Consider the following 22824-nt stretch of genomic DNA (forward strand, 5'->3'; position numbering starts at 1 on the left):
AACCACTGTATACAAACGTAAAAGATTGCCCGTGGGCAGTCTTTTTTTATGCAGGTAAATGGGATATCTGCTTTTACACCAGTTCTTTTAAAATCTTCATCAGCACCCGCTCTTCCGATGTAAGACCGGTCAGTTCATCGGGCTTTTCGATGGCGTCGAGTTCTTTTAAGTATTTGCTCAGTCCCTGTTCTTCGTACAGCCTGATGATGCCCGGGTGCACATAATATTTTTTACAGACCGTGCGGGTATTGCCCAGCGCTTTGCTTACTTCATCCAGCGCCTGCACCACGTTCTTTTTAATGTCGCTTTCAGTGGCGGCAGTAAGGCCTTTTAGGGCACGTAGTGCACTCAATGTTCCGGCCCAGGTTCTAAAGTCTTTTGCCGAAAAATCCCCGCCGGTGGCGTCTTTGATGTAGGCGTTTACTTTTCCCGAATCAATGGATTTGCGGTTGCCGTCATCATCAATATATTGAAACAGTTCTTTGCCCGGCACTTCGCGGCAGGCCTGCACGGCCCGGGCCAGCCGCCGGTTTTTAAGGCTGATGTTGTGGTCCACACCTTTTTTACCGCGGAAAGAAAAATGAATTTTATCGCCTTCAATTTTTACATGCTTGTCTTTAAGTGTGGTGAGCCCATACGAGCCGTACAGCTTTTCGTAATCGTTGTTGCCGATGCGGATATAAGTGCGCTCCATCAGGCTGATCACGGTGGCAATTACTTTTGCTTCGCTCAGGCCTTTGTGGGACAGGTCTTCTTCCAGTTGCAGGCGCAGCGAGGGCAGCAGTTTGCCAAACTCGTACATGCGGTGAAACTTGGTTTCGTTGCGCAGCTCGTGCCACTGTGCATGATAGCGGTATTGCTTGCGGCCGCGGGCATCAACGCCGGTGGCCTGTATGTGCCCGTTTTCGCGGGTGCAGATCCAAACCTGCGTCCACGCTGGTGGTATGGCCAGTTTGCGGATGCGCTCCAACACATCTTTGTCTTTCACCGACTTGCCATCGAGCAAAAAAGCAAAGCCCGAACCTTTTCGCTGTCGCGTAATACCGCTGCTGGTGTCGCTTACATATTGCAGGTCGGCAGCAAGCGCCGCCTTGCTGTAGTCTTTATCCAGCTTCAAAAAATCGCGATGCGATAATTGCCCGGTTTCCATGTGTGGGGTTTATGTATTAGTTCAATATTGTAAAAACATACCAGAGTGGTGAAGGTTGAACGTTAAACGTCAAACGTCAAACGTGAAAGGTGAATCGTTAAGAGTGAATGGACTATAGCGGTTGTTTATTAAAAAAGCCGGGCACATTGCTGTGCCCGGCTGCTACTGTTCCTGTTGTTTTATTTATTGCGGTTCTGCTTCTGCACGAACGTTGATGCTGCTTTCTGCAAGGCGGCTCAATTTCTCATCGGTCGATTTTTCTTCGGCCAGTGTTTGTCCCAGCAGTTGGGCTACGTCATTGTGTCCCATTGTTTTTGCCAATTGTACCAGGCTGCCATACGATGCGATCTCGTAGTGCTCTGCTTTTTGCGAAGAGATGATGAGCGCTGCATCGCGGGTAGCGGTGCCTTTGTCGGTATCTTCAATAGCCTGTGTGCCTTCTTTGGTAAGGCCTTCCATGGCTTCGCACTTTTTCGAACGCACGGGCAGGCCCAGTATGCCAAACACCTGCTCCAGGCGGGCAATCTGTCCTTCGGTTTCGGTCATGTGCTGCTGGTAAGCGGCTTTCAGTTCTTGCGATGTAGCTGCTTTTGCCAGTTTCGGCATTGTTTTCAACAGCAGTTTTTCTGCGTAATAAATATCTTTTAATTCATCAACAAACAGCTCTTTCAGTTTGGTTTCTTCGCTGCCGGATGATTTGGATGCTGCTGATTTTTTTGCGGGTGCAGCTTTAGCGGTCATACCTCTTTGTGCAGGCATTTTTTTAGCAGCAGCGGTTTTTTTTGCAGGAGCTGCTGCTCTGGAAGCTTTTGCCATAAATAGATGATTTTTGTTTTTTTAATCTTCCTGTGTATTTATAAAAATAGTGCCAGCCAAAAGCCGTGGCTGCCAACTCATGTAGACAATTTTACCCACCGCTTTTTGCAAAAAGGATGAGTTATCAGCAGCAATAAATGTGGTATCTAATTTGGAGTTATTGCAGTGTTCCCACATCTAAAATAAACGCTGTACTTATGGCTACTAATCAACACTTGCACTTCCTTAAGGAAAAGATTGAAGACCTTGGGAGTGCCATTTTATTTAACCTCAGTGATTCGGTACTGAAATTTCCAACGGCGCTGGTAAGCTGCCAGGAAGTGGACGACTATGGTTATGTATGGTTTTGGGTGCCCAAGCCGCGCCAGAGCGTTCGCGAATTTGACAACGGCTTTCCTGTGCGCCTCGATTTTTACCGCAAGGGCAAAAGCTTTTTCCTGCAGGTAAGCGGCACCGCATGGGTTGTAACCGACCCCGAAGAAGTAAGCAATGTAGCGCCAGTGGAAGGCGCCAGGGAAAAGGCACCGGAAATGGTATTGGTAAAAGTAAAAATGCAACGGGCCGATTACCACGAAACGCAAACCGGCCACACCAACTCGTGGTGGCAAAATGTAGTGCACAATTTCTTTGCATGGTTTCGCAGTTCCAACGGCTATACAGCGGCTTCGGGCAATACATTTTTCCCCGCATCGTAAGCAATTAACCCATTAGTAATACCCTACACCTTTTTAATCCATCACCCGTGAAGCAGCAGGGTACACTTTCTCTTTTCAACCCTGCTGCAACATAGGCCTGTACTCGTTTTCCCGCTTTAGGTCTTTCATCATCTTTTTTTTGCTTCATGTTGTTGCTTTCGCATAATGTATTGCGCCTGTTCAATTCTTTTTCCTTTCTGTGCACGTTTCGTTTGTTTGCAACAGGAGCATAAAAAAAGCCGCAGTGTATGCGGCTTATAATTAAGTTGTGTAAACGTTGAAGCGATAATACTTACGCTTATTTGCGTACATCCTTACCTGCTCTTTTCTCAAAATAATGTGGATCGTTCAGCTCTTCATCGGCGTAATTTTCATCCGATGCATCTGAAGCTACATCTTCCCGCATCGACCGGTCCTGGTCGATGGGCGCCTCGCTGTGGCTGTCCGAAAGCAGGTTGCGGTCGGTACGTCCCGGAGTAAGGTCATTTTTCAATCCTTTCAAGCGGTTGTCGTGTTCGTGGTTATGTTCCATAAGAAATGTTTTTATTGTTGCGCAATTGAATAGTTCATCCTTGTGCCCGCGATAAGAGTGGTAATTATTGTGCCAGTTGTTGCAGCGCAATGTTTAGCCATTCACAATTTCGCCACCGTTGGGGTGCAGTACCTGGCCGGTCATATACGAAGCATCTTCGCTGGCCAGAAACAGGTAGCTGGTGGCTACTTCGGCCGGTTCGCCGGCGCGGGCCATCGGTACATCCGATCCAAACGAAGCCACTTTTTCCGCATCCAAGCTGCCTGGAATGAGCGGCGTCCAAATGGGGCCTGGGGCCACTGCGTTTACCCTTATTTTTTTATCGGCCAGCGATTGCGCAAGGCTGCGGGTAAAGGCCACGATGGCGCCTTTAGTGCTGGCATAATCAAGCAGTTCTTTGCTGCCACGGTATGCCGTAACCGAAGTAGTATTGATGATGGCTGCGCCTTCTTTCAAATGCGGCAGTGCAGCCTTGGTGAGGTAAAACATCGAAAAAATGTTGGTTTCAAATGTTTCCTTTAATTGCTCGGCCGAAATATCGAGCAATGATTTTTGCGGGAACTGCGTGGCTGCATTGTTCACCAGTATATCGAGGCGGCCCAGTGTGTCGATGGTTTCCTGTACCAGCATGCGGCAAAAACCTTCTTCGCGGATATTGCCGGGAAGCAACAGGCATTTCTGCCCTTCCGATTCCACCTTGCTGCGGGTGTCTTCGGCGTCTTCATCCTCGTTGAGGTAAGAAATAGCCACATCGGCGCCTTCCTGTGCAAACAAAATGGCGACCGCTTTCCCAATGCCGCTGTCGCCACCGGTAATAAGCGCCACTTTTCCTTCCAGTTTTTTAGCCAGCTTGGGCCGCTCCGATATGGGCTGGGGCGTCATTTCCTGCTCGCTTCCCGGAAGTTCCTGTTCCTGTGGTGGGCGTACTTCTTTCGGATCCTTTCCTTTTTGCATGTCTAAAATTTTTTGTTGTTGCCAAAAAATTTGTACCAATAATTTTATCTATTCCCTTATTTTTGCCACCCGCTACGGAAACGGTGCGGAAAGATCTTACAAAAAATGGGGGACTAGCTCAGCTGGCTAGAGCGCTTGCATGGCATGCAAGAGGTCATCGGTTCGACTCCGTTGTCCTCCACATTGAACCGGATAACTCGAGATTTTCGAAGAGTTGTCCGGTTTTCTTTTTTAGCGCCATTCCAATTTTTCCTGCGCATTTCTACAAGCTTTTTACAACTATTTTTTCCACAGCATTCGTCGTAAACAACTGCATCAATTTTTTTAATAAAAACAAATAAGGCTGTTGCTAAAAATAAGCGCAATGCAGGATGGTAAAGCTTTTGGTGCAGTAGCGTAATGCTAGCCTAAACTTGCTGGTGGCACATCGTTATATTCTTTTTACACCAAACTTGTATGCGCTCCAGCGATTTTGCAACGTTAATTAACGATGGGGCCGGGCAAGCTGTACGTTCGTGCAGTAGCTTTAGGCCGCGTTGAATATGCTCCACTTGCGCTGAACAATTTTCTCAAACATTTTAAGGACCCACAATGATTCAAACAAGTAAGACACTGCTGTGTGCAGTGGGCTTTGCTGTGCTGGCCGCATCAGCATTGCAGGGCTGTTCCGCAGCATCAAAGGGTAGCACCGGCGTCACCGCCAAAACCGACACAACACGGAGCATTGCCCCGTATTTTTCGGCAGCCACTACCAAAACAAAAACACCCGATGCCGACGGATTTATTCAACGCTGGCTGCTGCTGGAACCCATCAGCAAACCCAACCGCACCAACACCGTTTTTACCGACAGCTACCTGCGCCATGCATTCGACACGCTGTATTTTCCCGACCAAAAAACTGTTGTTCCCAAGCACGGCGACAAAGTAAAAGTGGGCACACAGGAGCTGGCCTGGCATGCACTGGAAAGCAACCTGTTTAATGTAAAACTGTTTCGTTTTGCTTATGGCTTGTACAAGCCTTATTACGGTGTGGTGTTTTGGGCCGTAACCGTGGTAAACAGCCCCGAAGAAATGCAAAATGTGCGCATGGCCATTGGTTCCAACTCTGCTTCGATGTGGTGGGTAAACGGCAAAGAGGCCGCACTGCTTTCGGGCGACCGCCGCATGGTGATGGACGACGTAGTATCGAACCGGCTTACGCTGAATAAAGGCAAGAATATCATTCGCGGCGCAGTGATCAACGGCCCCGGCATGAGTGATTTCTGTGTGCGTTTCCTGGATGAAAAAGGACAACCCATCAAAGGCCTCACCATCACTTACGAGTAAGGCGTACTCCTCACTGCAGTTTGATTTCATAAACGAACAATGAACATTAGCATGAACATAAAAATATTGGGTGCAATAGCACTTATGGCCTCTTGTTTTGCCGTTACGGCAACGGCACAAATTGGTAAACCGTTTATTCATGATCCGTCTACCATCATGATGAGTGATGGCAAGTATTATACGTTTGGCACCGGCAGCGGTGGACTGATCTCTGAAGACGGCTGGACCTGGAATGGCGGCGGTGTACGGCCCGGTGGCGGCGCTGCGCCGGATGTAATTAAAATTGGCGACCGTTACCTGATTGCCTATGGCTCAACCGGTGGCGGACTGGGCGGCGGCCATGATGGAAAGATCAATACCATGTGGAACAAAACGCTGGATCCAAAATCGCCCGATTTTAAATATTCCGATCCCATCGTGGTGGCGCAGTCCGCCAATATGGAAGACAATGATGCCATTGACCCAGGCTTGCTGCTCGACCCCACGGATGGCCGCTTGTGGCTTTCGTACGGCACTTATTTTGGCTTTATCCGCCTCATTGAACTGGACCCTAAAACCGGTGCCCGTAAAGAAGGCAACAAAGCCATTGATATTGCCATCGACTGCGAAGCCACCGACCTCGAATACCGCGACGGTTGGTATTATCTGCTGGGTACACATGGCACCTGCTGCGATGGCGCCAACTCAACCTACAACATTGTTGTGGGCCGTTCTAAAAAAATAACCGGTCCTTACCTCGATAATATGGGCCGGGATATGCTGCGTGGTGGTGGTAAAATGGTGGTAGCCGCTAGCAACCGCGTGATGGGCCCCGGTCACTTTGGCCGCGTGGTGCTGGAAGAAGGCGTTGAAAAAATGTCGCTGCACTACGAGGCGGACTTGGACCAAAGCGGCCGCAGTGTGTTGGGCATCCGGCCCCTGCTGTGGAAAAACGGCTGGCCTGTTGCCGGCGATGTTTTTAAAGAAGGCACTTATGAAATTGAATCGGAGCGCAGGGGTTATGCGCTGGAACTGATCGTTGACTTTGTACGCATGCCTGGTGGTATGCGCTTTAACCGCAACAACGACGAGCCGGTAAAACCGGTGCCCTCGCAGGAGTTGGCCGATGTGATCAAAACCTGGCCCACCGGCAACATCGGGGTGCGCACTGGCGATTATATGACCCGTCCGCACCAGAAATGGACCATTACTGCGGTGCCCGGCGAAGGCTACCTGGGTGGGCCGTATTACAAGATCGTGATTGCCGGAACCCAGCGTGCACTGGCCGCAACGGCTGATGCCGAACTGACCACCGTTCCCGAATTTACCGGTGCACCGGAGCAATTGTGGCGCATCGACCAGTTAACGGATGGTACGTTCCGGATCATGCCGAAAGTGGTGCCGGGGTCCAATAAGAAACTTGCCCTAGTTTCCATCGGCGACAGTTCGCCAACCCTGGCTGAATTTGATTTCAACAGCGATAATTCGAAGTGGAATTTCAGGGCGCATTAAAGTGGATGCGTTGTTGAATGTGTTCTTTTGAAACATGTTTTTAGCATAGGATTCCAGTCCATTTATTTATAAAGAAATGCCCTGCTAACCGGGCAACACGCATCAAGTGTTGCCCGGTTTTTTTATTGAAAAAAAGTATTCGTTGGAGGGTGTATTGTGCAAAAAACAGCAGCCCGCATTTGCGATGATTTTAAATTATTACAAAGCGGGCTGCTGATTACTTGGGCTATTTTCTTTTTAAAGGAAGTTCTTGCTTTTATGCTTCATCGGTGACTTGCCCTTTGTCATGCTGAGCGCAGCGAAGCGTCCCTGTGTTGCAATCGAAACGTCTGTTGCTGAAAAAGCAGAGTTACTTTTTATTCGACATTTGTGCAGGTGTAGGCTCAGATCCTTCGCTGCGCTCAGGATGACAAAGAGGCCGCTAAAAATTAAGGGTTAAAAAGACAACAGCGTCGACCAATTCTTAGCTGTGCCTGCTTAAGCCACTTCCGGTTTGCCTTTAGGCCAAACCGCTTTTACTGCTTTTACAATTTTATCAATGAAAAAACCAAGGATCAAACCGCCAATAGCGCAGATCACGGCTTTTGCCAGCCAGGCCACTGCGGGTATGTGCGCCAGCGCATGTTCCAGGTCGTGCAGTAAATGCGCGGTAAACGGAATGCCATGGGCAATGATTTCGGCGCCCACCCAAAGCATGGCAGCAGTGCCCACATAACCCAGTATGTTCAAAAAATGCGGCATGGCCTTTACAATGCCGCGACCGAATTTTTGCGTAGCGGGATGAAACTTTTTTTGCGCCAGGTGCACACCAATATCATCGGCTTTTACAATAAGCCCAACAAAGCCATACACGGCAACCGTAATAAAAATGGCAACTGCCAGCATCACCACAATCTGGTTTACCAGCGGCGCATCAACCACCTGGCTGTAGGCAATGGCCATGATCTCGGCCGACAAAATAATGTCGGTACGCACGGCGCTGTTAATGCGTTCTTTTTCTAGTTCCTCCGGCGTAATCACTTTTACATCCTCGGCTTCCGGTGTTTCCTCGTGGTGCTTGCTGAACATCGAATGCACTTTTTCGTAACCCTCGTAGCAGAGGTATGCACCACCCAGCATCAGGATGGGCGTGATGGCCCAGGGCGCAAAATACCCCAGCAGCAAAGCAGCCGGGCTTAAGATCAGCAGCTTGTTGATCAGTGATTTTTTGGCAATATTGAAAATGATGGACAATTCGCGAGACGGATCGAGGCCAACCACATATTTGGGTGTTACGGCCGTATCGTCGATCACGATGCCTGATACCTTGCCGGTGGTTTTGGCCACCTGTGTGGGCACATCATCCAGGGTAGCGGCACTTGCTTTTACCAGCGCCGAAATATCATCTAATAAGGCAAATAGTCCTGAAGCCATAAATTTTGAGTTAGCTATACCGGTTGTTGTTGATACCCGGCCACCAATTGGTGTTGGGTAAAAACCGGGCACCAAGTTAGGGGCAGTTGGTTGATAAACAAGTTTCCCCGGATAACGGCGCTAGTTGATGAAAATACTATACCAGCAGCAGGGCCCTTTTTTGCGCATAAAAAAACGCCGGGCGACAAGTTGTGCACTTGCTGCCCGGCGTTTTTATTACAACCAAACTGGATGATTTTTAAACGGCCGTTTTTTGAAACGGAAAGACCAACCGTCGTATCTAAAAACCCTTACAAGGCTTCATGAAACGCTGGTGGCCTGTTTCGCTTAGTGCAATATTTTCCAGCCCGCATGCCAGTTGTAGCCATTTTGCAGGCCCAGCCTGATGAGCAACAACTGCATGTGTTCCAATGTGCGGCTCGCTGAAAGATCTCCAGCCATAACCGGGTTGAAGCCTGCGGCTTGCACCATTTCGGATACGGTTTCAAGTGCATCGGCATCGTTCCCTGCAATAAAGGCATCGGCACGCTGACCGTTGAAATCGGGCTGCGCAAAGTTGGCGGCAAAGCTGGTGTTGAACGCCTTTACCACTTTGGAGTGGGGCAGTAGCTGTTGCAGTTCTTCGGCGGCGCTGGTGTCGGCAGGGGTCAGCAGCCCATCGAAGGTTTCATTGAGCGGGTTGGCTATTGAAATCACTATTTTTTGCGTAGCCACTTCCCTGATGCGTTCAGCCACTTCTTTTTCAGCGCTGTAGGGCACCGCGGCAATAATGATATCGGCTTCCCAACTGGCGTCGCGGGGGCAGGCAGCCCCTTCCACATCGGCTTGGGGATGGATATTTTTAATGTCAGCAACCAAGGCCTCCAGCTTTTCGCGGTTATTTGCTTTCAGCAACAGCCGGTAGTTGCCGCCGGCCAGGCTTTTGGCAATGGCCGAGCCCATGCTGCCGGTTGCGCCTATGATGCTGATGGTTTGTTTTGTGACCATGTTGTTGTAATAAGTAGTACAAAGCTACCGATGGAAGGGTGCCTGCACCATTGCGTTTGGGCAAGAAATGGCATTGACTTTTATCAATATGAATGTGGTGACAGGGCCGTGTGAGGCTTAGTGGAAGGTTTTGTGGTAAAATGCGATTAACCTGTGTCGTTTCAATTGTAGGGTTGTCATGCCGTACGCCATTCGGCACCTTATTCTGCGTTTGTAAACCCAGCCGGAAAAAGGAGATGCCGAAACGAGTTCGGCATGACGAGTCCTATTGAGCAGCACCTCGCCTTGATTGTCATTAGGGTTAAACAAGCGATCATTTTGGTAAAAAAAAACGGCCGCACCTTACGGGGTGCAGCCGCTTTCATAAGCATGTAGTTGGTACAATGGTCCAGATAAAAACGTAGGAGGCGGGACAACACCGTTTGGTGCGGTGTTATCCTTCCACCACCAGGAACTGGGTCAGCCAGAAGCCGTCCATTTCCTGTTTGGGTCCTGTTTCTTTTACTTCTTTTTTGGCTACGTTTAGCTCAAGGTTGATGCAGGGTTTGTAACAGTTAGTTTTGTTGGTCCAGGTGATGGACAGAAAAAGCAGGACCGAAAATTTAAGTATGGTTTCCATTGCAGTTGGTTGTAGAGCAAAAGTAGTATGCTGCATAGCCGAAACCAATCGCATAAAAGTGTGATTATTTACACCCATTTTTACCCGTTTATCACATAAACGGCCCACATCACCCGTGTAAATACCCAATGCTCTGGCGGAATGTACCCCACACAAAAAAGCCACGCGGCAGGCGTGGCTTGAGTTCGTATTTGTTGATTGTTGTAAGTGTTGCGGGTAAATGGTTGGGCTTAAACCTGGTGCAGTTCTTTGCTACACGATCTTGTCTTTAAATGCTTTGGCAACCGCTTCGCTTTTGCTGTTTACGTGCAGCTTTTCGTAGATCTTTTTAATGTGGCTGCGTACCGTGTCGATGGCAATAAACATTTCGCTGGCGATCATCTTGTAGCTGTAGCCATCCACCAGGAACTGCAGCACCTGCTTTTCGCGGTCCGACAGGTTGTAGTCGTCGCCGCGAGATGTGTTCATGTTCGAAAACATTTTCAGCACCTGTGTGGCTACCGATGCAGTCATGGGGGCGCCGCCGGTTTGTGCTTCGGTAATGTACTCGAGCAGGCGGGCGGGCGGGGTTTTTTTCAAAATATAGCCGTTGGCGCCGCTTGAAATTGCTTGGAAAATGTTCTTGTTGTCGTCGAACACAGTCAGCATCAGGATCTTTACCTCATCGTTTACTTCCCTGATGTGCTTAAGACCTTCGAGGCCGTTCACACCCGGCATGTCAATGTCCATCAGCACCACATCAGGGTTAAAGGCCTGCACTTCGGCCACCACATTGCTGCAATTTTTGAAAGCAGCCATCACCTCAAAACCCTCAGTACCGTTGATCAGCATGGCCAGGCCCTCTCTCAACTGCGGGTTATCTTCATACAGCACGACTTTAATCATATTTACGCTCATTTTTTACAAAAGTACAGGCTGAGCAAAAGGCGGCCAACCGCATATTCATGTGGAAAGCGAGTAGATGATGGATGATTGATGATAGATGGTGGATCTCAATGGTGTGAATATTGTTTATTTGTAAAAGACTTACGGTACGTAAACATATTCAACAATCATCCATCATCTTTCTTTAAAATCCTCTTCCTCCTGTCGTTAGTCCATACGCTTTCGGCGCAATTTTGCGGAACAGCGCACCAACGGCAATGCAAACAAAAAGTACCAGTGTAGGCGCAAAAATGTATGTGATAAGCCGGTAGTTGGGAACCCCGGTACCATAGCGATAAAACAGCTGCGTTACATAAGGCAGTAGGGGAATGTGCAGTGCGTAAATAATAAACGCAAAGGCTGCGGCCCAGGTAAACCATCTTTGGTTCATGGCCCATTTAACCACTTTATCACCGCTAAACCAAATAGCTAAAATGCCCGCCGATACTGATATTACATGCAGCACGGAAAACACGATGCGGGTGGCGGTCGTTTGTTCTTCCAACTCAAACGCCATGAACGTTTTAATGACCACCAGCCCCACAAAGAACAACCAGGTGAGGTAATAGCTAAACCATTTTGGCACTTTGTCCAGCGGGTAGTTTTGCCGGTAAATCCAGATGCCCAATGAAAAGAAAAACAATCCCTGTCCTTCGATGAGGGGAAAGCTGGTGAACGACACCCACATTAAAAACAACAGCCCAAACCAAATTGGCGCCATGCGGCCAATAGCCCATTTAAAAACAGGATACAGCAGGTTGTAAATAAACAGGCTGCGCACAAACCACAATTGAAAAGACACCGGCGCAAACACCCAGCGATACAAGATGCCGCCCCAACCAATTTCACTGTAAGGCCGGTTGTCGCCTAGTTGGTCAATGCCCGCATCCTGCACTGCCTTTGCCGTTATTGGAAACTGTTGCCACAACCAGGTAATGCCCAGACCAACAGCGCCCCAAACAAAGTAGGGAAGAATGAGTGTGTTGAACCTTCTGCGGATGCGTTCGCCAAAAGGTTTCCGATCCTGCATGGCGAAAATGTAACCCGAGAATATAAACAGCATGGGTAACCGAAAACGCAGCAACCCGTTAGCTAAAAAATATTCGGTGAACGTGGTGATGGTCATGGGTTCCTTAACCAGGCTGAATGGTTCGAGGTAAGCTACCTGCAGGTTGTAGCCATGCACAAATAGCAGCAGGGCAATGGCAATAAAAGAATAAAATCGAAACTTCTGGCTCAGGAAACGGTTCATGCAGTTGGTTGGTAAATGTGTTTTTATCAGGTAGGTTCAAATAAGTCAAAAGGCAAAAGTGAAAAGCAAAAAGTTCAGGTTCCGGCAGTTATGGGTTTTGCCTTTTGACTTAGTGCTTCACCGGCACCAGCACGGTTACTTTAGTGCCTTCGCCCGGCTGCGATACAATGCGTACCCTTCCGTTCATGGCATCGGCACGTTTTTGCATGTTTCCCAGGCCGTTGCCGCCATCGGCGCTGGCCACATCAAAGCCACGGCCATTGTCCTGCACGGTAAGCACTAGTGCCCTTTTGTGCAGCTCAACGCAAACCGAAACCTGATCGGCCTTTGAATACTTTGCGGCATTGTTTACAGCTTCTTTAAATACCAAAAAAAGATCGCGGCGGGCTTCCATATTCAGCTTTACATCGTGCACTTCTTCCGACACGGAAAACTGCAGCTCAATGTCTTTTGCTTCCAGCACATTGGTGGCAAACTCCCGCATACGTGCCGTGATGCGCTGCATGCTGTCGTTGCTTGGTTTAATGCTCCATACAATATCGTCCATAGCTTCCATCATGCGCTGGCTGTTGTCCGATATCTTGCTCAGGTACTCGGTTGTTTTTACGGCATCAGTGCTCATTTTTGTTTTGGCCATCGAGCTCAGGATGTTGATGGTGCTGAGTGTACTGCCCATATCATCGTGCAGGTCGCGGGCCACACGGTTGCGCAGTTTTTCCACGGCCAGCAGCCGGTTTACCCGCATATTATGAATGCCATAAATAGCCAACGCAATTAAAAACAGCATGCTGCTGATGAACCATTTGGTGCGCCAGAACGGAGGCAGAATGGTGAACTTTATTTGCGTTACGCCCTTGGTGCGGATGCCTTCAATTGTTTCGCAATAAACTTTAAACGTATACCGGCCTGGCGGTAGCAATGAGTAGCTCACCAGCTTCGATACATCCGACTGGATCCACTCTTTATCGATGCCTTCCATTTTATAGTAGTAGGTCATCTTATCGCGCTGCACAAACGAAATGGAAGAGAAATAAATAGAAAACGAGTTTTGGTCCGACTGCAGTTTTACCTGCGGCAAATTGAGCAACGAGTCGGCGGGCAGGTATTGATTAAACAGCCTGAAGTCGGTGATGGAAACATCGGGCGGCGGCTGGAAATTGAGGTAGGTGTTCGGGTCGAACATCACCAGCGAATTTTCGCCGGCAAACAACAGGCTGCCGTCTGCTGCGCGGTAGTCGGTGGCGTTGGTTTGTTCGGCAAGCACAATGCCGTCCCTGCGGCCATAAGGCGTAATGCGGTTGTTGATGGGATTGTAGCGGCAAAGGCCATTGGCTGTTACCACCCACAAGTGGCCGTTGTTGTCCATGCGCAGCCGCATCACCGTGTTCGACGGCAAACCTTCTTCTGTCGTTAAACGGCGTACTGTTTTTCGCCGTTTGTTGATCAGGTTAATGCCGCCTGCACCAAATACCATGGTGCTATCGTCCAACTGCTCAATGTCGGTGCCGGAGTTGAACATCAGGCTGTTTGCTTTTCCATTGGCGGTGTAGTGTTGCAAAATCCTGCCGGTTTCGCCGTCCAATGCATACAGGCCTTTTTCATGGGTGGCCACCCAAATCCAGCCGTCTTTGTCCGGGAAAATTTTATACACCACGGTGCCCAGGTCGTGCACCAGTGTAAAGGCGCCGTTCTCCCATTTTACCACGCGGCCGCCGTAGGTGCCCAGCCACATCCGGCCTTTGGTATCTTCGCCAATAAAGCGGATGGTGTGGTTATTCAAAATCGGTGGGCGGGTGTATTCGGTTTGTTTTGTGGCGGGGTCATAAATGGAAAGGTAGCCACCATTGCTGCCCATCCAAACTTTGCCGGTGCTGCTTTGGCGGCACAGCGTCCACAGGTGGCGTGCCACGTTCCATGCATCGGGCGGCAGCGCTGGTGGCGGCTTTTGGACAAACACTTCGCTTTTGGTTACCGAAAAATCCGGCCTGATAATTTTAACGCCGGCGCCCCAGCAGGCAAACCAGTAATCGCCGTTGGGCATTTGCAAAATATCGGTGATGGATACCTGCTCTTTGGAGGAACTAAAAATCAGGTTGTTGGTCGATTGTTCCGTGCTGCCATAAGCCGCAAAGTACAGGCCTTTGTCGGTGGCAATCCACAGGCTGCCGTCGCGGTCCTGGATGATCTGGTTGATCAATTTATAATCCACTGAAAGACTGGTAAAACCTTCTTCGGCTTTATTGTGGTAAAAGCTGCCGCTGGCATCGTCGTAACTGATAAAAGTATTGAGGCCGTATACCCAAAGGGTGCCGTCTTTTGTTTCGTAAAAATGGCGGTACTCCGAATAGCCCGGCCCGGGATAGTTCAATCCAACGGTATCGCGGTCTAGGAACCGGCCGGTGCTGTCGAGGCAAAACTTGTATTGCCCGCCCGTACCCCACGATGGCCACGAAAAGATCCAAAGCCGTCGCTTGGCATCGATGTACAGCTCGGTAATATTGTTCTGGATTTTGGTGTTGGCAAAAATGGGCAGTTTGCGTGGGTTGTTGTGCTTGGTCCAGGTTTGCTTCGAGGCACGGTCGTAAACCACCAGGCCGCTGTCGCAACCGAGCCACAGTTGGTTCTTCAATTTGTCTTCAAACACGGCGCCCAGCCCAATGCGCCAGCCCGCGGGCACGGCCACCTCGGTATAAGGCACAAATGCGTTGGATGCGGAATCGTATTGCAGCAACTCGTGCCCCATGATGCTCAAGAGCACTTTTCCACCCGCAATGCGGTACAACCGGAACTCGTCCCGGGCACCAATAGGCCGCTTGTTTTTTAAAGCAATTCTTTTGTAGGTAAGCTGGCGTGTATGAAAAAGGCCAAACTCCCGGAGGTGGGGGGTAAAAAGGATCAGCGAGGATGGGCCCGCCGGCACAATCTGCTCGGTTGGGGCATCGGGCAGTGGGTCGCTGCCTTCCTTTGCTGTATTGAACTGAATGAATTTGCCGCCATCAAACCGCTGCAGCCCGTTGGCAGTGCCGGTCCAGATAAAACCTTTTTCATCCTGATATAGGGCGGTTACTACGTTACTAGCCAAACCAATTCGGTCGTCGGTGGAAAGTCGGATAAAAGCAAGCCCTCTCTGGCTTTGCGCAGTAGCAGCCAGCAACACGAGCAGCAGTAAGGTCAAACCTCTCATATATGCCAGCCAAAGCTAATCATTGCCCCGAACTTACAGGAGCTCAGCAGCAAAACCACACATTTATGTGGGAACAGTGCAAACGGCCTGCAGCGGCTTTGGTAAAAAAGGAGCAGAAAACCGCAGCATTCTGCCCGGTTATCCGGCAGCTACACCTTTCTTATAATAACCCGCTTATGCTATTGCGGTGCACCGCAAAGGCCTTTAGTTTTGCGCATATTATTTTTTGTATCCATACAAAAAAACGTTTAACCCACAACCAAACTAACCGGAATGAAACCAATGCTGCTGGCGCTGATGCTCGTTTTTTCCCTGAGCATGCAGGCGCAAATCAACAACCTGATGAACCGCGCCAAATCGAAGGTGCAAAACCGGGTAAACCAACGGGTGGACCAGGCCATGGATAAAGCCCTCGACGACCTCGAAAACCCGCAGGCTGCCAAACCCGCCAACAAGCCCGCACAAAAACCAGCCGCGCAACCAGCCGTTGCCAAAGCCGAAACAAAAGAAGCAACGGAAGATGCCGCCAGTGCCGCTCCGGCCAAAGTGGTGGGCTATTCCAAGTTTGATTTTGTGCCCGGCGAACGGGTGATCTATGCCGAAGATTTTGCGCAGGACGCCATTGGCGAGCTGCCGCTTACCTGGAACAGCAGCGGCAAAGGCGAAGTAATGACGCTGAACAGCCAGCAGGGCAAATGGCTGCGCATTTTTGAAAACAATACTTACCTCTCCGGCAACACCAAAAGCTTTGGCGACAACTACACCATCGAGTTCGACCTGATGTTTTACTTCGAGCCGAAAGTAAAAGGTTATATCCTGCCCGGTTGGAGCTTTGGCCTGTTTAGCAGCGGTGGCACCGACCCGGCCGATAACGTTTTTCTGCGCGACCAGGCGCAACATGCCAGCACCGAAGTGAAGTTTGGATTTGGCAGCTATGCACTGGCGCAGGTAGAAAGCCGGGTAAAACGCAACAGTGTTTTTTTAAGCAATAAAATGGACCTCGGCGAAACGCAGGCTGCGTTCAACAAGGTGGTGCACTATAGCATCCAGGTGCAAAAAACAAGGTTACGGTTATGGATAAACGAAAGCAAGGTGTTTGATATTCCCCGCGCCATGAGCACCGCCGACACCGTGAACCAGATCTATTTTCAACTCGAAGGATCGAACTACCAGGAAAGCGAGATCGGGTTGTTTGTATCCAATATAAAAGTGGCCACCGGCCTGCCCGATACCCGGCACAAACTGGTGGAGGAAGGCAAGTTCAGCACCACCGGTATCCTGTTCGATTTTCAAAGCGCCGTGATTAAACCCGAGTCCTTTGGCGTGATCCGCGAAGTAGCAATGGTGCTGAAGGAAAATCCAACGCTGAACATCAAAATCATCGGGCATACCAGCAACGATGGCGATGATGCGGCCAATATGGAATTGTCGAAACAGCGGGCCGCCGCAGTAAAGGAACTGATGATGAAAGAGTTTGGCATCGAGGCCAGCCGCCTTGCTTCGGAAGGCAAAGGCGAAACAGCACCGGTAGCCGACAATAAAACCAAAGAGGGCAAAATGCAGAACCGGCGGGTAGAGTTTGTAAAAATGTAGCCGCTTGTCTTTTTCGGGTTTACCACTTGAGATTTTTTAATTATCTATACACAGTGCCGGCGCCGCTGCAGCAAGCTTTACTGAGCTGCCGATTGCCAAGCGGGCATTGTAAACATACCAAAACCAGCCACTTGTGAAACCATCCTTATATGCATTGGCCTTCCTGCTTTTTGGGTTGGGCAATGCAACTGCATCAAATAATTTGTACAACAGCTGGAGCAGCCTGCCGAAGCCGGTACTTTCAGTTGCCCATACCCGTGCAGATGTTTCGTTGGCAAACGAAACCTTGCGTACCATCAGGACGAGCACCAAACCCACGCGGACCCTGCTAGCTTACACGGCCCAGCGCCGCCCGGTGCATGCTTATTTTTTCCCGGGAAAAGTAAGTGAATACGCCTTTGTTATTGGCGGCATGCACGGCTCCGAGCTATCTTCCATTGAAGTAGCCAAAGCGGTCGTTGATTCGTTGCAAAATGGTGTGCAGCCTTATTACAGCGTGGTGGTTATTCCATCGCTTTTTCCCGACAATGCGGTGCTGGCGTCCAGCTTTCCCGATGAAATTGGCAGCACCAAAAACATAGGTCGTTATTCATCCGGCACTGCGGCCGATCCCAACCGGCAGATGCCATCATTGGGCAGCCCGTTTTTACCCGAAAAACCACTTGATTTTGCAGGCCGCGTTATTGAGCGGGAAAACCAGGCCTTGCTGTACCTGATCGAAAACCTGCACCCGCGGCGCATTGCATCGCTGCATGCCATCCGCAATCCAAACCTGGCAGGCGTTTTTGCCGATCCGCGTACCGACGGATACGGATTTGCCGAAGGCTACGATGCCGACAGCCTGGTGGCTGTGGAAATGGCCAAACAAATAGGCCTGTTGGGCGGAACGGCACCGGGAAACAAATTAGAGGTAGCACCGACGGCATTATACCACTCCGACCCGGCAGTGGCTCCCAAAGGATGCCAGCAAAAAAGAACCGTGCAGGGCGGCAATTCGGGTCACCAACGCGGCTTCGGTGTTTCGTTGGGTAGTTGGGCCAGTACCTCTGAGCGGGCTTATGAAGAAAGCGCCATTCCGCGGTCGGCGGCTATTATGCTCACCGTGGAGTTTCCGGGCAGCCGTCGCACCATCGATTATGAGCAGGACGCAGATAAACTGGCCTGCCGCAAAAATGTGCAGGCGTATGCATCGGCCATAGTTTCGGTGATGCTGCAGCAAGGCGTGATTTGAGGTATAGTTACAGGGTAACGTTAAGTAAAGTTAAAAGACGGTAATCCGCATACGCAAACCCCAAAACAGTGCGTTAAAGCACCCTACAGCAATCGGTGCAGGGCCGACAAGGTTCCTGATTCAATACAAGTTTAGCGTGGACGGTTTAATAAAAAATGTGCAGCCTTCGGGCTGCATGTTTGTTTTAAAACCTTTTCAAAGTTTTTGGCGGATCGAGCTTCGTCCATTTTTGCAGCAAATCATTCAACTGCCTTCAAGTAATATTAATAAAAATGCGCCCTCACATACTTATGTGATGCCTTTTGGTGATGATGTGATCAATGCGTGGGATAAACGGAAAAGCAGGCCCCAAAGCCTGCGTTTATACATATTTATACTACCGCTCACCGTATTTTTCACACGCTTATGCGATTGAATTCCGTTTTTTTACGATACATATTTGTAGGGTTCTTAGGAACGAACGGGGAACCCCGGCAACCAAACTAACTTTCTAACGATTAAAACCAAACTGCAATGAAACGCTTTACACAAATCTCCGACATGCTCTTCATGCTGCTTTTGTTGTTGAAAAACAACCCGGCTCAGAAAAGCAATTCCATCAGCCATATTCTTTAAGCTTACCCGGCCGCAACCTTCACCCAACCATTACCTACAGTTTTATGAAACGCCTGTTTATCTACCTCAGCGCATTTCTGATCGTTTTATCTTCTTTTGTTTCCTGCTCCCGTGAAAGCGTGGGCTTAAATACGCCTTCCGGCAAATCGCTGCTGGTAGCGCATACCTGGCACCTGGCCGAAGTAACCGAACTGGTTTCGGGGAAAGCCATTAAAGTGTACCGCAAGGGTGCGGCCCGTAATGCCGACGATTATTCGCTGGTGCGCCACACCTTTAAGCGTGATGGTTCGCTGCAGTATGTGGACCAGTTTGGCAACTCGGGCACCGATGGTGAGTACTACCTGAATGCAGCCGACAGCCAACTGCAGCTGGCGCTGGGTGCACAAAACCTGGTGGCCGAAGCGGTAAACATTTCCACCGACCGGTTTGAATATACCGTACAACTGAGCGAAGAAGACGCCATCCGCTACACATTCAGCCCCGAGTTGTAGAACTTTGGGGTGGGTGCACGGAATGATAACTACCATGTGTTCCCTTTTATAAAGCCATCAAGCTGTTCCCACTAGGGTACAGCTTTTTTGTGGATTACTGGCCATGCAGCACCGCTATTGCAACATTTTAAACTAAAGCAGGCCGCAGTTGGCGATGTGGGCAAATGGGTGTCATTTCTTTGCGTAAAAACACTAAGTTTGAATCGTATTTATACCAGCAGTTCATGAAAGACGCATCCTCCAACCCGCTTGCCTTTAACCCCAACTACGAAGAACAGCGCAAAAACTATTTGCCTGTGCAACAGCGAAATGCTACCGGCAAAAGCCGCAAGCCGCCGGTGCCCCTTGCCAATACTAAACAAAGCCCCGAAAGCCGCACTGCCAGCGATTTTGACGCTGCGCCGCCTTCAGAGCCACGTCAACGGCAGTAACCGCATTTTATAGCATATTTTGTTGGAAGTTGGGGAACGGAACTGGCTGCTTTGTGCAACACATTGCACGATACCATTTTACTTGCATGCCGTAATTGGCCAAATAAGCTTTAATTAAACGGAACGCGCCGCAAAAAATAAACAGGCACTGCTTTTGGAATTCTGGGATTGAATTAAAGCTTACAATCATGGAGGTTACAGCAGTTGTTTTGCATGATGGCGCACTGGCGCATTATGAAGTAGAGATTGGAAGGGGAGGGGTCTGTACCGCCTATTTATCCAACTACCGTGGCGACGGCCAAACACAGCCGCCCCAAAAAATTATTTTGCAAAAAGAAGGTCGCCACTGGGTGGGTAATATCAGCAATGAAAACCTGGCGCAGGATCTTGGATATGCCGTTGAATTGAAGGCAAAGCCAATTTTGGAGCAGCGCAAACGCGAAGGTGGACACCCGGCAGGCTAAGGGCATTTTCCCGACGTAAGAAAACAACAAAAAGACCCGGCACTTTCCGGGTTTTTTTATAAAAAGAAGGTTGACCAAAAAAGCCAACCAATGCCATCGGGTGTCAATGGGTTAAAGCCAGACTGCTTTGCTTGCCCAAATTATAATGACGCACTATTTTAGGTTCCTGCACGGGCCGCAAACCAGCTATCTCGTCATTCTCCCGGATAAAAAACAGCTCCACAAAAAAGTCTTCGACTTTAAACAGGAACACCGAAAACGAAGCTGTAGTCCGTTCTGCCAGATAAATGCCTTTGTGCAACAGTGCCCGGCGCTTTTGTTTTGGCGACAGGTTCTTGAAGGATTGTAGCGTCATAAATATGGATTTTTTGTGCAAGGGTATGGCACAAAGAGGGTGCCATGCATTAACAGCCGAGCATGCACTGCACAAATAAAATGATACAGCCAAGCTTAAGTGCTGATGGGCTTCAACGTATTGCACTATTTATTCCCCGACCCCATTTCATTATGCGTAAATAATTCCGAAGCAGAATTTTGTGATTGTATCGAAATAACGCCCCGCTATTTTGCAACGCACACTTCCTCAGTCCACATTTTTATTTTTCTAATCCATGGCAAAATTTGTATCTTAAACATCCGTAGCCTCTGAGGCCGAGTGCTAACTGTTTTTGACGACGATTCACTCACTCCAAAAATGAAAGGCTATGGAACGAGTATTCACCACCCACTTCGAATTTCACGGCAAAACCTACACTACGCGGGTGCACCAACAGGTTGCGCCCCGACACATGCAATTGCAAATAGAAGTGCCCGATCAATCCTTGCTGCACTTGCTGCCCGATGGTAAAATTGTGTACAGCAGCGATCGTGGCCTGGAGCCTTCGCCGGATGTAAACAGCTATATGGCGCATGAACTCATTGGCTGCATTGTTCGATCGGTGGAGCCGCACATTGATGCTGTGTAGACGGTTTTTTTACAACTATTGAAATGGACATTAACGCTGGACTTCCTTTTATGGGCTGTCAATAACTCCTTATAAATACTGGCGCTTTTGGCTTAAGTTTTTCTGCGCGGAAAGGCATGGAAACACAAGTGATCACTTCGGTTTCTTTGCCTGGCTGGAAGGCGTATAAAGAGTTTGTAGATGCCCTTTCGGGCAACTGGGCGTTCCGGGGCCAGGGCAATGCTTGCTGGCAGTTAAACAATGCCGTGGAGCGTACCGATTTTATCCGTTTGCACCGGCAAATTGAAGCGGATTTTTTAGCCGAATTTCAACGCGGTGCCCGTAACTATCTTTCCCGCGACGAGATACCGGGCCACACCATCGAGTGGCTGGCGCTGATGCAGCATCATGGCGCACCTACACGCCTGCTCGATTTTAGCTGGTCGCCATACATAGCCGCTTTTTTTGCGTTTGAATTGTGCCACCTGGCTGGCGGTAGCCATATTGCCGTGTGGGCGGTGAACATGGCTTTTTTAAAAACAAAATCAGTGGCGTTGCTGGCGCAGTTGTTTGGCGATTCGGTGACGGAAAATAAGAACGGCATCAACGAACAATTGTTCGACGAGATTTTTTTTCAAAACAAGAGCAGCATTGTGTTTCCGGTGGAGCCTTTTCGGATGAACCGGCGTTATTCGCTGCAGCAATCGGTGTTTGTAAGTACCGGTAATTCGTATGAGCCATTTATGAAGCAGCTCGAATTTTTAGGAGAAGATCTTGGCCGTGCGGTGGTGCGAAACGAAGTGCCGGTTGGCGAGCAAAAAGCTGTTTTGCGCGACCTGCAACGAATGAATTTAAACCGGGCCAGTTTGTTTCCCGACCTGGATGGTTATGCAGCATCGCTGCGCCTGCGTTACAACAGCATGCGTACGCCGGAAGAATTAATGCAGGCACAACTACAATCGTTGGAAGATAAGGACTTCAGGTTTTTACCCTGAACCGTTTTCCATTCAACTACAACTGCCCGATCAGATACAGCAGTGCAAAAACAGTAAAGATGCCGATAGCGGTTACCAATAACCGCAGTTGATAGATCAGCCGTTTTTTGCTGGGTTCGCTTTGGAGGTTGAGGCTCATAAGCTTTACTTTTTTAAAGCACCCAAACCAGCGGCGATGGTGGCGCCGTGTGCCCCGGGGTAGTCTTTTGCCTGCGACATGAGTTGCCAGCAGCGGCTGATGGTAAACGAAAAAACAACAGTCAGGAATAAAATTACCGTCAGTCGAAAAAACAAACTACGCCCCCTAAAGGCATCATACCGGTTCAGGTATCGGTTAACAATTATCTTGGTTGAACGCATGGCCATGTATGGTAAAAAATGAACAAAAGCTTGAGCAAACATGCAGCAATACTTGTTACAGCACTACTACCGGCCACAAGGGCTGATCAAATGGCTAAGCTTTTATGTTGATTTTTCCATCAGGCCTTTCAAGGGGCCGCGATTCAGGATAATGGTATCCTAATAGTAAGTGGAAATCCGGTTCAAGATATAAGGGTTTTTCGAAACAGCCAAGTCTGTTATTAAAAAACTTAAGCATAATTTTTTAATATATGTATAAAATATGGCTGTTCTATTCAGCAAAACTGCTGTTTCTTTGATTTTTATTTATAAATTGAGTGAATATTAGCGATAAAATTTTTATCAACCTAATCGTTA

The 22824-nt window shown here is 49.1% G+C and carries 24 protein-coding genes and 1 tRNA gene; 12 read left to right on the forward strand and 13 right to left on the reverse strand.

The annotated features are described in order from the left end of the window. Nucleotides 1–73 precede the first annotated feature (73 nt). Both DRJ53_RS09780 and DRJ53_RS09785 read right to left on the reverse strand, forming a co-directional pair. Nucleotides 74–1150, reverse strand: a complete 1077-nt coding sequence (locus tag DRJ53_RS09780) for a DNA topoisomerase IB (protein ID WP_114235439.1) — start codon at nucleotides 1148–1150, stop codon at nucleotides 74–76. A gap of 183 nt (nucleotides 1151–1333) precedes the next feature. Further along, on the reverse strand, nucleotides 1334–1966 hold the full coding sequence (locus DRJ53_RS09785) for a YciE/YciF ferroxidase family protein (protein ID WP_241558510.1): 633 nt from the start codon (nucleotides 1964–1966) through the stop codon (nucleotides 1334–1336). 197 nt (nucleotides 1967–2163) lie between these two features. On the opposite strand from DRJ53_RS09785, the gene DRJ53_RS09790 reads away from it, so the two are divergent. Then, on the forward strand, nucleotides 2164–2661 hold the full coding sequence (locus tag DRJ53_RS09790; RefSeq protein ID WP_162303847.1) for a pyridoxamine 5'-phosphate oxidase family protein: 498 nt from the start codon (nucleotides 2164–2166) through the stop codon (nucleotides 2659–2661). A 298-nt stretch (nucleotides 2662–2959) separates the two neighbouring features. Here DRJ53_RS09790 and DRJ53_RS09795 read toward each other — a convergent pair whose 3' ends face one another. Beyond that, on the reverse strand, nucleotides 2960–3193 hold the full coding sequence (locus DRJ53_RS09795; RefSeq protein WP_114235441.1) for a hypothetical protein: 234 nt from the start codon (nucleotides 3191–3193) through the stop codon (nucleotides 2960–2962). A 93-nt stretch (nucleotides 3194–3286) separates the two neighbouring features. Then, complete coding sequence (locus tag DRJ53_RS09800) at nucleotides 3287–4147, reverse strand: SDR family oxidoreductase (protein WP_114235442.1); 861 nt, start codon at nucleotides 4145–4147, stop codon at nucleotides 3287–3289. Between the two features lie 107 nt (nucleotides 4148–4254). On the opposite strand from DRJ53_RS09800, the gene DRJ53_RS09805 reads away from it, so the two are divergent. The 3 genes from DRJ53_RS09805 (at nucleotide 4255) to DRJ53_RS09815 (ending at nucleotide 6964) form a co-directional block, all read left to right on the forward strand. Then, nucleotides 4255–4328 (forward strand) — tRNA-Ala (locus DRJ53_RS09805). 410 nt (nucleotides 4329–4738) lie between these two features. After that, a complete protein-coding gene (locus DRJ53_RS09810) occupies nucleotides 4739–5473 on the forward strand; it encodes an acetylxylan esterase (protein ID WP_114235443.1) in 735 nt (244 codons plus the stop codon). A 51-nt stretch (nucleotides 5474–5524) separates the two neighbouring features. Further along, entirely contained in the window at nucleotides 5525–6964 is a 1440-nt protein-coding gene (locus DRJ53_RS09815) for a family 43 glycosylhydrolase (RefSeq protein WP_114235530.1), read from the forward strand. A 477-nt stretch (nucleotides 6965–7441) separates the two neighbouring features. Here DRJ53_RS09815 and DRJ53_RS09820 read toward each other — a convergent pair whose 3' ends face one another. From DRJ53_RS09820 to DRJ53_RS09845, 6 genes are all read right to left on the reverse strand, one after another. Beyond that, on the reverse strand, nucleotides 7442–8377 hold the full coding sequence (locus DRJ53_RS09820; RefSeq protein WP_114235531.1) for a DUF808 domain-containing protein: 936 nt from the start codon (nucleotides 8375–8377) through the stop codon (nucleotides 7442–7444). Between the two features lie 327 nt (nucleotides 8378–8704). Beyond that, nucleotides 8705–9364, reverse strand: a complete 660-nt coding sequence (locus tag DRJ53_RS09825; protein ID WP_114235444.1) for an NADPH-dependent F420 reductase — start codon at nucleotides 9362–9364, stop codon at nucleotides 8705–8707. 433 nt (nucleotides 9365–9797) lie between these two features. After that, nucleotides 9798–9983 carry a hypothetical protein gene (locus DRJ53_RS09830; protein WP_114235445.1) on the reverse strand — a complete coding sequence of 62 codons (186 nt, stop codon included), beginning with the start codon at nucleotides 9981–9983 and terminating at the stop codon, nucleotides 9798–9800. A 252-nt stretch (nucleotides 9984–10235) separates the two neighbouring features. Further along, nucleotides 10236–10868, reverse strand: a complete 633-nt coding sequence (locus DRJ53_RS09835; protein WP_114235532.1) for a response regulator — start codon at nucleotides 10866–10868, stop codon at nucleotides 10236–10238. Nucleotides 10869–11052: 184 nt separating this feature from the next. Further along, a complete protein-coding gene (locus tag DRJ53_RS09840) occupies nucleotides 11053–12159 on the reverse strand; it encodes an acyltransferase family protein (protein WP_114235446.1) in 1107 nt (368 codons plus the stop codon). A 109-nt stretch (nucleotides 12160–12268) separates the two neighbouring features. Next, nucleotides 12269–15334: a sensor histidine kinase gene (locus DRJ53_RS09845; protein WP_162303848.1), complete on the reverse strand. Its 3066-nt coding sequence runs from the start codon at nucleotides 15332–15334 to the stop codon at nucleotides 12269–12271. 11 nt (nucleotides 15335–15345) lie between these two features. Between DRJ53_RS09845 and DRJ53_RS21695 the strand changes: the two genes are divergently transcribed. The 6 genes from DRJ53_RS21695 (at nucleotide 15346) to DRJ53_RS09880 (ending at nucleotide 20168) form a co-directional block, all read left to right on the forward strand. Continuing rightward, complete coding sequence (locus DRJ53_RS21695) at nucleotides 15346–15750, forward strand: hypothetical protein (protein ID WP_241558511.1); 405 nt, start codon at nucleotides 15346–15348, stop codon at nucleotides 15748–15750. Nucleotides 15751–16456: 706 nt separating this feature from the next. Further along, nucleotides 16457–16936 carry an OmpA family protein gene (locus tag DRJ53_RS21700; RefSeq protein WP_241558515.1) on the forward strand — a complete coding sequence of 160 codons (480 nt, stop codon included), beginning with the start codon at nucleotides 16457–16459 and terminating at the stop codon, nucleotides 16934–16936. Between the two features lie 133 nt (nucleotides 16937–17069). Further along, nucleotides 17070–18167, forward strand: coding sequence for a M14 family metallopeptidase (locus DRJ53_RS09860; RefSeq protein ID WP_123893477.1), 1098 nt, complete (start codon nucleotides 17070–17072; stop codon nucleotides 18165–18167). A gap of 659 nt (nucleotides 18168–18826) precedes the next feature. Continuing rightward, entirely contained in the window at nucleotides 18827–19273 is a 447-nt protein-coding gene (locus DRJ53_RS09870; RefSeq protein ID WP_114235452.1) for a hypothetical protein, read from the forward strand. A 224-nt stretch (nucleotides 19274–19497) separates the two neighbouring features. Next, on the forward strand, nucleotides 19498–19704 hold the full coding sequence (locus DRJ53_RS09875; protein WP_123893479.1) for a hypothetical protein: 207 nt from the start codon (nucleotides 19498–19500) through the stop codon (nucleotides 19702–19704). 188 nt (nucleotides 19705–19892) lie between these two features. Further along, a complete protein-coding gene (locus DRJ53_RS09880; protein WP_114235454.1) occupies nucleotides 19893–20168 on the forward strand; it encodes a hypothetical protein in 276 nt (91 codons plus the stop codon). A 103-nt stretch (nucleotides 20169–20271) separates the two neighbouring features. Here DRJ53_RS09880 and DRJ53_RS09885 read toward each other — a convergent pair whose 3' ends face one another. Continuing rightward, nucleotides 20272–20523, reverse strand: a complete 252-nt coding sequence (locus DRJ53_RS09885; RefSeq protein WP_114235455.1) for a hypothetical protein — start codon at nucleotides 20521–20523, stop codon at nucleotides 20272–20274. Between the two features lie 349 nt (nucleotides 20524–20872). Here DRJ53_RS09885 and DRJ53_RS09890 point away from each other — a divergent pair, with 349 nt between their 5' ends. Together DRJ53_RS09890 and DRJ53_RS09895 are read left to right on the forward strand one after the other, a co-directional pair. Beyond that, nucleotides 20873–21133, forward strand: coding sequence for a hypothetical protein (locus tag DRJ53_RS09890; RefSeq protein WP_114235456.1), 261 nt, complete (start codon nucleotides 20873–20875; stop codon nucleotides 21131–21133). A gap of 116 nt (nucleotides 21134–21249) precedes the next feature. Continuing rightward, nucleotides 21250–22107, forward strand: coding sequence for an FRG domain-containing protein (locus DRJ53_RS09895; protein ID WP_114235457.1), 858 nt, complete (start codon nucleotides 21250–21252; stop codon nucleotides 22105–22107). 16 nt (nucleotides 22108–22123) lie between these two features. Here the strand turns inward: DRJ53_RS09895 and DRJ53_RS21785 are convergent, their stop codons facing one another. Then, entirely contained in the window at nucleotides 22124–22246 is a 123-nt protein-coding gene (locus DRJ53_RS21785) for a hypothetical protein (protein ID WP_262707870.1), read from the reverse strand. A gap of 5 nt (nucleotides 22247–22251) precedes the next feature. Then, nucleotides 22252–22467 carry a hypothetical protein gene (locus DRJ53_RS09900; RefSeq protein WP_123893482.1) on the reverse strand — a complete coding sequence of 72 codons (216 nt, stop codon included), beginning with the start codon at nucleotides 22465–22467 and terminating at the stop codon, nucleotides 22252–22254. Between the last annotated feature and the right edge of the window lie 357 nt (nucleotides 22468–22824).

The sequence above is a fragment of the Paracnuella aquatica genome (assembly GCF_003332885.2).
GTDB classification, from domain to species: domain Bacteria; phylum Bacteroidota; class Bacteroidia; order Chitinophagales; family Chitinophagaceae; genus Flavisolibacter; species Flavisolibacter aquaticus.

Bases quoted from the DNA above. Each gene is read 5' to 3' on its own strand.
- DRJ53_RS09780 (WP_114235439.1), bottom strand. From the start codon at position 1,150: ATGGAAACCGGGCAATTATCGCATCGCGATTTTTTGAAGCTGGATAAA.
- DRJ53_RS09785 (WP_241558510.1), bottom strand. From the start codon at position 1,966: ATGGCAAAAGCTTCCAGAGCAGCAGCTCCTGCAAAAAAAACCGCTGCT.
- DRJ53_RS09790 (WP_162303847.1), top strand. From the start codon at position 2,164: ATGGCTACTAATCAACACTTGCACTTCCTTAAGGAAAAGATTGAAGAC.
- DRJ53_RS09795 (WP_114235441.1), bottom strand. From the start codon at position 3,193: ATGGAACATAACCACGAACACGACAACCGCTTGAAAGGATTGAAAAAT.
- DRJ53_RS09800 (WP_114235442.1), bottom strand. From the start codon at position 4,147: ATGCAAAAAGGAAAGGATCCGAAAGAAGTACGCCCACCACAGGAACAG.
- DRJ53_RS09810 (WP_114235443.1), top strand. From the start codon at position 4,739: ATGATTCAAACAAGTAAGACACTGCTGTGTGCAGTGGGCTTTGCTGTG.
- DRJ53_RS09815 (WP_114235530.1), top strand. From the start codon at position 5,525: ATGAACATAAAAATATTGGGTGCAATAGCACTTATGGCCTCTTGTTTT.
- DRJ53_RS09820 (WP_114235531.1), bottom strand. From the start codon at position 8,377: ATGGCTTCAGGACTATTTGCCTTATTAGATGATATTTCGGCGCTGGTA.
- DRJ53_RS09825 (WP_114235444.1), bottom strand. From the start codon at position 9,364: ATGGTCACAAAACAAACCATCAGCATCATAGGCGCAACCGGCAGCATG.
- DRJ53_RS09830 (WP_114235445.1), bottom strand. From the start codon at position 9,983: ATGGAAACCATACTTAAATTTTCGGTCCTGCTTTTTCTGTCCATCACC.
- DRJ53_RS09835 (WP_114235532.1), bottom strand. From the start codon at position 10,868: ATGATTAAAGTCGTGCTGTATGAAGATAACCCGCAGTTGAGAGAGGGC.
- DRJ53_RS09840 (WP_114235446.1), bottom strand. From the start codon at position 12,159: ATGAACCGTTTCCTGAGCCAGAAGTTTCGATTTTATTCTTTTATTGCC.
- DRJ53_RS21695 (WP_241558511.1), top strand. From the start codon at position 15,346: ATGCCAGCCAAAGCTAATCATTGCCCCGAACTTACAGGAGCTCAGCAG.
- DRJ53_RS21700 (WP_241558515.1), top strand. From the start codon at position 16,457: ATGAGCACCGCCGACACCGTGAACCAGATCTATTTTCAACTCGAAGGA.
- DRJ53_RS09870 (WP_114235452.1), top strand. From the start codon at position 18,827: ATGAAACGCCTGTTTATCTACCTCAGCGCATTTCTGATCGTTTTATCT.
- DRJ53_RS09875 (WP_123893479.1), top strand. From the start codon at position 19,498: ATGAAAGACGCATCCTCCAACCCGCTTGCCTTTAACCCCAACTACGAA.
- DRJ53_RS09880 (WP_114235454.1), top strand. From the start codon at position 19,893: ATGGAGGTTACAGCAGTTGTTTTGCATGATGGCGCACTGGCGCATTAT.
- DRJ53_RS09885 (WP_114235455.1), bottom strand. From the start codon at position 20,523: ATGACGCTACAATCCTTCAAGAACCTGTCGCCAAAACAAAAGCGCCGG.
- DRJ53_RS09890 (WP_114235456.1), top strand. From the start codon at position 20,873: ATGGAACGAGTATTCACCACCCACTTCGAATTTCACGGCAAAACCTAC.
- DRJ53_RS09895 (WP_114235457.1), top strand. From the start codon at position 21,250: ATGGAAACACAAGTGATCACTTCGGTTTCTTTGCCTGGCTGGAAGGCG.
- DRJ53_RS21785 (WP_262707870.1), bottom strand. From the start codon at position 22,246: ATGAGCCTCAACCTCCAAAGCGAACCCAGCAAAAAACGGCTGATCTAT.
- DRJ53_RS09900 (WP_123893482.1), bottom strand. From the start codon at position 22,467: ATGCGTTCAACCAAGATAATTGTTAACCGATACCTGAACCGGTATGAT.